The sequence below is a fragment of the Acinetobacter pittii genome (assembly GCF_034067285.1).
GTDB lineage: Bacteria > Pseudomonadota > Gammaproteobacteria > Pseudomonadales > Moraxellaceae > Acinetobacter > Acinetobacter pittii_E.
This window is the reverse complement of sequence record NZ_CP139286.1, coordinates 2,294,400-2,306,893: the sequence shown is the minus strand read 5'-3', so window position 1 is coordinate 2,306,893 and position 12,494 is coordinate 2,294,400. Positions and strand designations below refer to the sequence as shown.

Annotated in this window: 8 protein-coding genes; all 8 read left to right on the top strand. The window is 37.6% G+C overall.

The genetic code is table 11. The annotated features are described in order from the left end of the window. The first annotated feature begins 68 nt into the window (after window positions 1–68). The 8 genes from SOI81_RS10805 (at window position 69) to SOI81_RS10770 (ending at window position 12,492) form a co-directional block, all read left to right on the top strand. A complete protein-coding gene (locus tag SOI81_RS10805) occupies window positions 69–962 on the top strand; it encodes a LysR family transcriptional regulator (RefSeq protein WP_239976439.1) in 894 nt (297 codons plus the stop codon). 108 nt (window positions 963–1,070) lie between these two features. Next, entirely contained in the window at window positions 1,071–4,148 is a 3,078-nt protein-coding gene (locus tag SOI81_RS10800) for a DUF2345 domain-containing protein (RefSeq protein WP_239976438.1), read from the top strand. Next, window positions 4,148–5,719 carry a hypothetical protein gene (locus SOI81_RS10795; protein WP_174766111.1) on the top strand — a complete coding sequence of 524 codons (1,572 nt, stop codon included), beginning with the start codon at window positions 4,148–4,150 and terminating at the stop codon, window positions 5,717–5,719. Before SOI81_RS10800 ends, SOI81_RS10795 begins: the two co-directional genes overlap by 1 nt. A gap of 14 nt (window positions 5,720–5,733) precedes the next feature. Next, a complete protein-coding gene (locus SOI81_RS10790) occupies window positions 5,734–6,750 on the top strand; it encodes a PoNe immunity protein domain-containing protein (RefSeq protein WP_174766110.1) in 1,017 nt (338 codons plus the stop codon). Window positions 6,751–6,881: 131 nt separating this feature from the next. Beyond that, complete coding sequence (locus tag SOI81_RS10785; RefSeq protein WP_174766551.1) at window positions 6,882–7,697, top strand: PoNe immunity protein domain-containing protein; 816 nt, start codon at window positions 6,882–6,884, stop codon at window positions 7,695–7,697. A 31-nt stretch (window positions 7,698–7,728) separates the two neighbouring features. Then, window positions 7,729–8,712, top strand: coding sequence for a PoNe immunity protein domain-containing protein (locus tag SOI81_RS10780; protein WP_320540696.1), 984 nt, complete (start codon window positions 7,729–7,731; stop codon window positions 8,710–8,712). Window positions 8,713–8,929: 217 nt separating this feature from the next. Then, entirely contained in the window at window positions 8,930–11,557 is a 2,628-nt protein-coding gene (locus SOI81_RS10775) for a type VI secretion system Vgr family protein (RefSeq protein WP_320540695.1), read from the top strand. Beyond that, window positions 11,554–12,492 carry a hypothetical protein gene (locus SOI81_RS10770; RefSeq protein ID WP_320540694.1) on the top strand — a complete coding sequence of 313 codons (939 nt, stop codon included), beginning with the start codon at window positions 11,554–11,556 and terminating at the stop codon, window positions 12,490–12,492. Before SOI81_RS10775 ends, SOI81_RS10770 begins: the two co-directional genes overlap by 4 nt. Window positions 12,493–12,494 lie beyond the last annotated feature (2 nt).

Here is a 12,494-nt window from a genome sequence, read left to right as displayed (position 1 = left end):
AGCACTTTTATTGTCGATGCAGGCGAAGTAAAATCATTGTTTAATAATTTCAAACAATCGGCTAAATTGTGCAAAAAAATCTTAAGCAAATTACCAGTTTTTTACAGGTCGTTGATTCTGGATCATTTACTAAGGCTGCTGAAACTTTAGGCTTAAGCCGATCAATGGTAAGTATTGATATAAAACAATTAGAAAAGCAGTTAAATACAAGCCTTTTAATTCGTAACACCCGCAACATTGCATTGACGGAAATAGGTCAACAGTTTTATGAAGATTTTAAGCAAATTCAACTTCATATTGCTGAGGCTTTGGAACGTAGTCAGCATTTAGGAACAAGTATTACAGGCTCTTTACGGTTTTCGTCAACTAATGAGTTTGGACAGCGTTTTATTCTCCCATTGCTTCCTGAGTTTTGTCGGCTTTATCCACATTTACGTTTACAGTACTCGTTTAATTCATCTCTCGATGATTTAGTGACTGAAAAATTAGACCTGGTTATTCGGCTAGGAAATTTAAAAAACTCATCTTTAAAAACTCGAAAAATCGGAGAATATCCAATTTATCTTGTGGCTACTCCGCAGTTTGTAAAAGATCATCCTATAGAAAATATATCTGATTTAGCGGATGTTCCTTGGATTGGCCATACCTTATTAAATTGGCAAGATTCACAATATATTTTGCAAAACAGTTTAGGGGAGCAATATTCATTACCATTTATTCGAAGTCAGTATGAATCAAACTCGGTTACTGCAATTCACCAAATGGTTCTATCTTCTTTAGGAGTTGCTATTTGTCCAGCATGGTTAGTTGATGAAGATATTCAACAAAATCGCTTAATTCGGTTATTACCAGATTTTTCTTTACCATTACAAAATATTCAATTGCTTTACCCGAATACTTCTAATTTATCAGCCAAAACTCGTGCTTTTATAGATTTTTTAGTAAGCCGTCTTTCTTTTTAGATAAACTAAAAATTATGTAAGTTATGAAAGCTAAACTATTTTATATAAATAGACAATTCTGTCTGTTTTTTATAAAATAACGGCGATTATGACTCAGTTTTTATAATAATGATGTCCCATAAAATATTTCAAATTTTAGATAGTTTAGGTTTAGTTGCACAGAACCGCGTTCTTCATGTGCAATTCTCCAACGCATCATTAAATAACCAAGTCTTCTTACAACGCATTGAGGGCGAACATACGCTCAATCAAGGTAGCGTTGCTGAGTTACTGTGTCTGTCGACGAACGCGCATATTGCATTAAAACAATTTATTGGCTGTCAGGTTGCCGTCGATCAGGTCACTGACACAGGCCAGTTTTTTAGAACCACAGGTATTATTACCGAAGCGAGCCAGGGGCAAAGCGACGGCTCACTTACCATTTATAATCTCACCTTAAAAGACCCAACTGCACTTTGGCATAAACGTCGTAACAGCCGCGTGTTTATGAACAAAAGCGTGCGCGATATTAGCGAAATTTTATTTAAAGAATGGCAAGGTAAAAGCCCGCTATTTGCCTCAAGCTTAACGCTCGACACAGCAGGTTTAACGAAAGACTACGATGTGCGTCCATTTGTGATGCAGTCAAACGAAAGCGATTATGACTTTTTAACCCGTTTGTGGCGTAGCGAAGGCATTAACTGGTTAATCGATGAATCACAGCTTTTTGTCACCGACCCGAATGCGTCCATTCAGCCACAAGTCTTGCGCTTAATTGACGATAACCAACACTATCAAGCCCTTGAACGTCGTAGCCTACGTTATCAACGCAGCAGTGCCACAGAACAGTTCGATACCATTACCCAAGTTAAAGCTGAGCGAAGCCTACAGCCGACGTCTGTACATGTGCAACGCTGGCAAGCCGATGCTCTGCAACAAGAAGAGGGTAGTGGCAGCGTACAAGGCACCCAAAAGCACAGCGAACACTATGACAATGCGAGCTTGAACCTTGAAGATGCATGGCATGTTAGCCCAGCGTGGATGCAAGACTTAAACGGTGAAGACCAAGCCACCGCTTCAGGCAATAGCCAGATTGAACAGCTTAACCAGCACATCAATGCTTACCATCACTTGAACTCTAAACAATTTACCGTTTCAGGTAATGTTCGTGATGCACAGGTCGGTTACTGGTTTGAACTTAATGATCACCCAGAACTCGACCAGCATGACAGTGCCGATAAAGAATTCTTAATCTTAAGCAAGCACTACTATAACCAGAATAATTTACCGAAAGAATTACAACAGCAACTTGAGCGCCTATTACCAAAAGATAAGCTCAAGGCAGCCCAACTCGACAGCCAAAATCCTGAGCAGCGCCACTTTGCTGAGCTGAATGTTGTTCGACGCAACATTAAAGCTGTACCTGAATATAGCCCACTAGAGCACCGACCAGCAGCTTACCCGCAGCGTGCTAGAGTGGTTGGGTTAGAGGGTGAAAGTATTCATGTCGACCAGTGGGGACGCATTAAAGTCCGTTTCCTGTTTACTCGAGCTGACGACCATAGTCATGACGGTGGAGCAGGCAGTAACGACAATGACACTGACTCGGCTTGGGTCGATGTACTCACCCCATGGGCAGGTGAGGGTTATGGCGCACGCTTCTTACCTCGTGTGGGTGAAATCGTTGTCATCGACTTCTTTGACGGCAACATTGACCGTCCATTTGTGGTGGGCCGTATTCATGAGGCTGAACGGAACCCAACGCAATTCGACCAGAAAGGTCAGCTACCCGATACCAAAAAACTCAGCGGCATTCGCTCAGAAGAAGTGGATGGCAAAGGTTTTAACCAACTCCGTTTTGATGACACGACAGGCCAAATCAGTGCCCAGCTACAAAGCAGCCATGCGGCTAGCCAATTAAACCTCGGTAACTTAAGCCATCCAAAAGACAAGGCGGAAAGTGATGGCCGAGGTGAGGGTTTTGAACTTAGAACCGACCAATGGGGCGCAGTTCGAGCAGGCAGTGGCTTACTCGTTAGCACTCATAAACAAGACCAAGCTCAAGGCGTACACCTTGATGCAAATGAGGCCAAACAACAAATTGAAGGCGGTCTCAACAATGCCAAGGCACTCAGTGAAGTTGCCAAAAATCAGCAAACTGATCCATTGGAAGTTCTTGAGAACTTAAAAACATTCATAGAACAAATTGAAGAAAAAGATCAAGACAAAGCTGCTGCTTTTAAGCAAGCCTTGATGATATTAACTGCACCTAACAGTATTGCTCTAGCCAGTAATGAAGACATTCACCTCAGCGCAGATGCTCAGTTAAGTCAAACTGCTGGTGATAGCATTAACCTGTCTACCCAAAAGAATTTAATCGCGCATGCCCAAAACAAGATCAGCCTTTTTGCGGCTCAAGAAGGGGCAAGACTCTATGCAGGCAAAGGCAAAGTTGAGATACAAGCACAAGGCGATGGCGCAGATTTAATTGCCCGTAAAGCTGTGCAGATTATTTCTACAGAAGACAAAATTGAAATTAGTGCTTCTAAAGAAATTGTTATCACGGCAGGCGGGTCTCAAATCAAGATTAATGGCTCGGGAATTTTCCCTGTCACTGGCGGCAAGTTTGAGGTGAAGGCTGGGCAGCATTTGTTTATGGGGGGAGGGAGTGCTTCTGCTACTTTGCCTGCTTTGCCAGCAGTAGGAAAAAATACGGGTTCAATAGAGCTTAATTATGTTTATGAAGATTTATCTCCTGTAAAACAAGCAACATATGAACTTTTATTTGAAGATGGGACCAGTAAAAAAGGTATGTTGGATGCAAATGGTTACGCTAAAATTGACAATATCGAGTTAGGTAAGAAAGCCAAAGTTTTATATGGTGAAGATATTAGAGTTAAACCAGAACATTTTATAGATCTTTTGAAAAATCCTATTGCTGAGCAAAAAATACGTACTGAAGAAGATGTGTTATTTGCGAGGGCAACATTTTCTGATACATACAATGCTTATCTAAAAGATAATTTTTTTGATGATGAAATTGAAGAAATGCAAAATAACAGTGAAATAATACATGACTACTATGATGATTATATTTTAGAAAATGAAATTACACCTGAGACAAAACCATATAAAGAAATGCATTCGAAAGATTTAACAGATGAAGAAGCTGAATCCGAGCGTAGTTATCAAGAAGGTGATATTTAATGGCGACTTTACCTTCTGTACCAGCAAAAGCGACTAAACAACCTGTAACACAAAGAGTAACACCTCAGCAGTTAAAAAAAGCAGATGATGATGTGGGAAAGTGGTTTTTAGGCTTACTAGATGGGAGCGGTACGGGGCCTAGTCAAATTATTGTTACAGCAATTTTAGGATGTGTTCCGGTTGTAGGACAATTATTTGATTTACGTGATTTAATTAAGGGAATTATCTTAGTAGCCACAAATCCGGCTAATATAATGGGATGGGTAGATTTAGTTATAACTTTAATTGGATGTATTCCTGGTTTTGGAGATGCATTCAAAGCAGGGTTTAAGCTTGCAAGAAGTGGTGCAAATGCAGAGCGTGTATTTGATGCTATGCGTAAATATGCCAAAATAGATCCTAAAAAAGCATTAAAAGAAATGGATTGGAATCGACTTAAAAACGAATGCCTTTCCTTACTTAATAAAATGATTGATGAATTTGTAGATGTGTTAGATTCTTGGTTAGCAAAACAAGTAATGGGTAGACCTAAAGTAAACGAAGTAATTCGTATGCTTCAACAAGTAAAAAAAGATGCTCCCAAATATATGAATTCTGCGTTTGCAGAAATTCAAAAAACAGTTAATCAAATGTTGAATATGCATCCCCCATTACCGAGTACAGCAGCAGCTAAGACGACACGTCAAGTTCCGCCTAGACAGACGACAGTTGCAGGGAAAGGGAAAAACTCATCTCAACAACCTTCAAGTCATCAACGAGGTGGAGCACAGCAGCAAGTAAAAGATAAAGCTCCGACTGTTCAGAGTTCTGCTGCTAATAAAACAAAGCGTAGTCAAGAAATTAGGCAATCGAAAAAAAAGCGTTGGTCTACGGGGGTGCCTGCTGAGCATATTGTGGATTATTATTCAAAAGAAAGACGAAAGGGTTTACGCAAAATTAATGATAATGGACGTTTAATAGAAGAACATGATCGTTTAAAGCGTAATGCAGTGGGTGACCGGATACGTAAACAAGATATTAATCAAACTGGTATAGATCATTTGTGGTTTGGAAGTCATAAAGGTCGTAAATATTTGGTTGGTGAAACAAAGGGAAGTATTTTTGGTCATTTTGCTTTTTTAGCGGGAATGGCAGATTCTGATGCTAAAGCAATTGAAGGTAATCGAAGCGAGATTGGTAAAATTTTTGATGAGAAGACTGAGTACAATGAACAGTCAGGGTTAGGTAAAAGATCGACTAGTGCAGAAACTTCTATAAAAAATGAAGGGGCTCTAACGGGCAGTCAAGGGAAAGCTGGGCTAAGTGGTACTAAGTCTAAAGGTCGTCAGATGAGTCATCGATGGATATATTCATCATTAGAATCGGACAATACTATCCCTGCTTCACACAAAGACTATCTAACGGACTCTATTCAAAGTGCACGGGTAAGTAGGAAGAATCCAACCACATATAATCGAGAAATTTATATGGTTACTGGTAAGCAATATGAGCAGCATGATCGGTCCAAAGGAAAAATTCATAATATTCAGATGCCATTAATTTTTTTACCTGATAATATTTTACCTGAGTAATAGGGTTGCAGCATATGTTAAAAGTTTTGAATAAATCCGAATGGGATATAGTTAAACGTGAACCATACCAAAAATTTTCAGATTATCAAAAGCGATTGGATTTTAATCTTAAAAATATTCAAATAGGTTTAAATAACCTAGAGAATGATTTTGATCATGGACCTGATGATTATTATGTTGGGTTAATGAATGCTTCAAATGCTATTGCTCAGCTATCCCTTAAAAGTGTTTTTTTTAGTTATTCTGCTGGTCTAACAGTAGAAGAACTTGCTGACTTTTTTCCAAAGGTAGTGGAATATTGGCAGCTTTATGCAAAGCATCATATCAATTTTCATCAAAGTTCAGAATGTGATGGACATTTAGTACCACATTTAGAACTGGTAACTGATGAATATTGGGAAGCTTTACAGTTAGTTTGTTTCTCTATTTTATTTGCTCAACCTGAGCATTTAAAAATAATTATAGAACTTCTAGCTTATGAAAATGATGAGCAAGATGCCTTACTAGATAAACTAGTTTCTCCATGGTTACCAGATCGGGAAATTTCGGAAGTATATTTAAGACAACTTCCATATAGAAAGCTTGAAAAAGTATTTACGGCGGATGAAGCTGACCGTCCAGCTCTGATGTCAGCTTATATGGATGAGTGGTATGGTGCAAGTAAAAGAGAACCCTATCATGATCGTCATAAAAGTAGTCAGTTTCCAGGTTACTGGTCATTAGAGGCAGCAGCAATTACAGTTATTTTACGAATAGATGATAGTAGTTATCGAGATAAACCATACTATCCAAAAGACTTGGTTGATTATGCTCGAAGCAAGTATATGGTTCTAGATGAACATGGGGTTATAGAGGGAGAAGCTAACCGCTTACGTTGTGAAGCTGGTCAACCTTGCCCACAGTCTGGTGAATGGTATAGTCCAGCCAATGACATGCAAAAGCGTCATTTTAATCAAGGCGAAATTATGCCTGAAATTAAAGATAACACTTGGGGTGAAACCATTTGGTATTTAGATATAGAAAATCCATAATATTTTATTTTTTGATCTTTTAATATAAGGCCTATCTAACGGATAGGCTTTTTCGTAATTTATTAAATTTAAATAGTATTCTGCAGATTATTGTTTACTACCCATAATATTTTTAATGGAATAATACTTAAATGATTACCCTATTGAATGAGAAAGACTGGAAAAATTTAAGAAGAGAACCTTATCAAAAATATAAAGATTACGAATATGTGGTAACGCAAGTTTTAGACTCAGTCCAAACAATAGGCGAAAGGCTAAATGACAAGGAATTTTTAAAAGATAAACCTAAAGGTGCAATTTACTTATCATCTAATCATTTTTTTGAAGCTTCTTTAGAGCTTATATTCTTTAGTTACTCTGCAGGTGTTTCTGTAAAGAAACTAGCTAAATACTTTCCTAATGTTATTTATGCACTTAAAAAAGCAGAATTCTATCATTTGGACTTTCATCAAAGCTCTGAAAGTGATGGACATTTAGTACCACACTTAGAATTAATTACAAGTGAATATTGGGAAGCTTTACAGTTAGTTTGTTTCTCTATTTTATTTGCTCAACCTGAGCATTTAAAAACAATTATGGAACTTCTGGCTTATGAAAATGATGAGCAAGATGCCTTACTGGATAAACTAGTTTCTCCATGGTTACCAGATCGGGAAATCTCGGAAGTATATTTAAGACAACTTCCATATAGAAAGCTTGAAAAAGTATTTACGGCGGATGAAGCTGACCGCCCAGCTCTGATGTCAGCTTATATGGATGAGTGGTATGGTGCAAGTAAAAGGGAATCCTATCATGACCGTCATAAAAGTAGTCAGTTTCCAGGTTACTGGTCATTAGAGGCAGCAGCAATTACAGTTATTTTACGAATAGATGACAGTAGTTATCGAGATAAACCATACTATCCAAAAGACTTGGTTGATTATGCTCGAAGCAAGTATGGTGCATAAATAATAATTAATTTCCTAATAGAGAAATATAATGTGTGATGAAGATTTTAGTCGAAGACAACAATTTTGGGATGAAAAGTATTATCTCTCTACCAGAGCTGCCTTAATAAATGCTATTCAAGACTTTTTAGGTGAATCTAATAGTGATGAGGATATTGAAGCGGGATGGATTGATTCTTATTCTATAGCTGCAAGATATCAATTTGATCTATTTATACTAGACTATACTGCTGGAAGATCTATTGATCACTTACGTGTAGATTTTGAGAGTGTTATAAATTTATTTAATATTTTATCTGAAAAGCAAAGAACTTATTATAAAGATCCAAATTTTAGTGTCTTTAATTTAGAGTTGCTTGATGATTATTGCTTATATATTTGGTTAATTAGTCTTTGTTATTTATTAAAAAGAAATGACTTATTGATGAGTGTTGCCAAATTAGTAGATGGAGATACTCACGAAAATGGTGGTAAAGACTGGATCGTTGAAGAATTTTTAGCTTTTTCTGATGATAATCGTTTTGACTGTTCTGATGTTCTTTTTCCCCAGCCTTACTTTGAGCTTTCAAATGCTTTTGTAAGCCAAGATAATAAGGTTTCTCTGAAGCATTTACATAAATTTTTAAAGAAATGGTATAAAGATTTAGCAGGTGCACCTTGGCATGATACCCATAAAGCTGATGGTGGATATTATGGGTATTGGTCTTTTGAAGCTGCTTGTGCCGTTATTTTACTGGAAATAAATGATGACAAAGAATTATACGATTATCTTTATTATCCTAAAGATTTAATTGCTTTCTATCATTCATTCAATCCAACAGCAGGAGAGGAAAATTTATTAAATAATTATAATAGAATGGCGATTAAAGCAGGTGAGAAGGCTCCTCAATCGGGTTATTGGTTTACAGTAGCTAGTAATAATTCTCGACATTATTTTAATGCTGGAGAGATTCTTCCAGAAATTAAAAAACAAGACTGGGGAGAGGTTTACTGGCAATTTGAAAAAGAAGAATAAAAAATTAAAATATATAACTAAAAAAAGCCCCATTATTTAATGGGGTTTTATATAAGTAATGTATTCTAATTACTTTTTTTATTAAAATAAATTATGTACGACTAAAAGATAGCTTTATTCGTGTATTCATATGGTTAAGTTTTTCTTTACAAAATAGACAGATGTTTCTGTATTTTATAAAATAATGCCAATCCTGACAAAGTTTTCATAAAAAAAGATGTTATCTCATATATATAGAATTCTAGAAGATTTGGGTATCAGCTCGCAAAAGCGCGTGCTTCATGTTCAGTTTTCTAATCCATCGTTGAATACTCAAGTCTTTTTACAAAGTATTGAAGGACAGCATCAGCTAAATGAAGGACTGACTGCCGATTTATTTTGTCTTTCTACGAATGCTCATATTTCATTAAAACAATTTATTGGTTGTCAGGTTGCAGTCGATCAAGTAACTGATCAGGGGCAATTATTTAGAACTACAGGAATTATTACCGAAGCCAGTCAGGGGCAGAGTGATGGTTCATTAACTTTGTATAAACTGAGATTACAAGACCCAACGGTGCTATGGCATAAACGCCGCAATAGCCGTGTGTTTATGAATAAGAGTGTACGGGACATCACTGAAATTCTATTTACAGAATGGCAGAACAAAAGTCCGTTATTTGCTTCTAGCTTAACTTTGGATTTAAAAGGTCTAACCGAATATTACGATGTTCGACCTTTTGTTATGCAAAGTAATGAAACAGATTATGAGTTTTTAACCAGACTTTGGCGTAGTGAAGGCATTAACTGGTTAATTGATGAAGCTCAGCTTTGGGTCGCTGATAGCTCGGATGAGATTCAACCGCAAAAATTACGTTTAATTGCTAATAATGAATCATATTTAGCATTAAATCGAAGAAATATCCGTTATCACCGCAGTAGTGCTGTTGAACAACAAGACAGTATGACAAGCCTTGTTCCAACTCGAAGCTTGCAATCTACAGCCGTGCATGTGCAACGCTGGCAGGCTGATGCTTTAAGTCAAGAAGAAGGCATGGGAAGTGTTCAGTCAAAGCATATTCATAGCATTAATCAGGATAATGCGAGTTTAAGTCTAGAACATGCATGGCATGTCAGTCCTGCTTGGATGCAAGATTTAAAAGGTGAAGACCAAGCCACCGCATCGGGTCACCAGCAGCTAGAAAAACTCAATCAAAATCTATCTGATTATTATGCGTCTCAATCAAAATATTTCCGTGCACAAACTACGGTACGTGATACGCAAGTCGGCTATTGGTTTGAATTGAATGAACATCCAGAAATAGATACGCATATTGGATCGGACAAAGAATTTCTGATTATTGGTAAAAGCTTCTATTTACAAAATAATTTGCCTAAAGATTTACAACAGCAAATCGATCAACTTTTTAGCCAAAGCCAATGGCAAAAATATCAATCCGATTTAAATGACCAAACCGAGCGTCAGGGTAATGAACTCATCTTGTCGCGTAGAAATATTAAAGCGGTGCCTGGATATAACCCGTTAGAGCACCGTCCAGCCGCTTATCCGCAGCGCGCTAGAGTGGTGGGCTTGGAAGGCGAAAGCATCCATGTTGACCAATGGGGGCGCATTAAAGTTCGCTTCCTATTTACCCGAACTGACGACCATAGCCATGATGGTGGTGCAGGAAGTAACGATAATGACACCGACTCCGCTTGGGTTGATGTACTTACCCCGTGGGCAGGTGAAGGTTATGGCGCACGCTTCTTGCCTCGCGTTGGTGAGATCGTTGTGATCGATTTCTTTGACGGCAACATTGACCGCCCGTTTGTGGTAGGACGCATTCATGAAGCTGAACGCCATCCAACCCAGTTTGACCAGAAAGGCCAGCTACCTGACACTAAAAAGCTCAGTGGCATTCGCTCAGAAGAAGTCGATGGTAAAGGCTTTAACCAGCTCCGTTTTGACGACACCACAGGGCAAATCAGTGCCCAGCTACAAAGTAGTCATGCAGCCAGTCAGCTCAACTTGGGTAACTTAAGCCATCCAAAAGATAAAGCCGAAAGTGACGGTCGTGGTGAAGGTTTCGAACTCAGAACAGACCAATGGGGTGCAGTTCGAGCTGGCAGTGGTTTACTGATTAGTACCCACAAACAGGATCAAGCCCAAGGCGTACACCTTGATGCAAATGAGGCCAAACAACAAATCGAAGGCGGTCTTAGCAATGCCAAGGCACTCAGTGAAGTTGCTAAAAATCAGCAAACTGACCCGTTAGATATGCTTGAGAATATTCAGACTTTCTTAGAAGTTCTCAAACAAGAAGATCCTAAAAAAGCTGCTGAGTTTCAATCAGCAGTGATGCTGTTGGCATCTCCAAAAAGTATCGCTGTAAGTAGTAATGAAGATATACACCTTAGTGCAAATGGTCAGCTTACTCAAAGTGCTGGAGATAGCGTTAATATTAGTACGCAAAAGAATATATTAAGTCATGCGAGCCAAAAGATTAGTCTATTTGCCGCTCAGGAGGGTGCTCGACTTTTTGCTGGCCAAGGCAAAGTAGAAATTCAGGCTCAAGGTGATGGCTTAGATGTCATTGCTCGAAAAGGTATACAAATTACCTCAACTGAAGACACGGTTTTTATTACTAGCCCAACTGAAATTAATCTGACAGCCAATGGGTCTCAAGTTAAGCTGAATGGTTCAGGCATTTTCCCTGTTACGGGCGGTAAGCTTGAGGTGAAAGCAGGGCAACATTTGTTTATGGGGGGGTCATCAATAAATCCACCTGCGCTTGATTTACCAGACTGTTCTGCGAAGCAGGCTCAAGCCGCTCAGAATGGTTCGGCTAAGGTAGATTTATCATGAGTTTATCGGTTTTTAATACAACGCAAAATGAAGATTTAAAAGATATTACTTCTAAAATTGAAGAACAGTGTATCCAAATTCTGAGTGAATATGGTCAGATCATTTTTTTATTAGATACTACATTAAATGATTCTATTTTTAACGAGGTATTAGATAATTTATCAAACAAAAATATTGCATATATCCCTTTAGCGCATAAAAAAGAAATTGCGAAGTCAAACCTCTTTTTTATTTGTATTGATGATAAAAAAATATTTGAGCAGGTCAAAGAAGATTTGTTGCAAAACCTATCGAGAAATAAAAATATTACGAATGATTGCTATTTTGTTCATGGGTTTGGCGTGGCGAAGACACGCTCACTTGAGGAATTACGAGATCAGATAAAAACTAAATTAGTAATTGCTGATCAAGGTAAAAAAATTCTTTTCCGTTGGTATGATCCTAGAGTCATGATCTACTTAGATGAGATTTTTAAAACAGAATATGTAGGTGGCTTATTAGATAGCTTTAAAGAATGGCATTTTTTGCATCCAAAAGGTCTATTTAGCTTTAAGTCTTACGAGGAATCACGATCAATATTGAATCTAACAAAAGTGAACCTTGAGCAATCTATAGATTTAGATTTAATTGAGATTGCTAATAATATATTTCAACAATTAAATGAGTTTGAACAAGTTGATTTAATAAAGGTACATCCAATTGAAATACATAAAAATCTTAAAGAAGCTTACTACGATTATGGTATTCAAAATCATTTAGATTTAGTCACATATGGTCTATACAGTCAAATTATACATAAAAATTTTATACAGCATCCTGTAGTAACCAGCGTGCTTTACGACCATTGTGTTATGAATGAAATGTCTTTTACAGATGCTATGGATTATGTAACGAAAGATTTATATGAACAGATAGCTAAAGAATTGAATGGATAAAA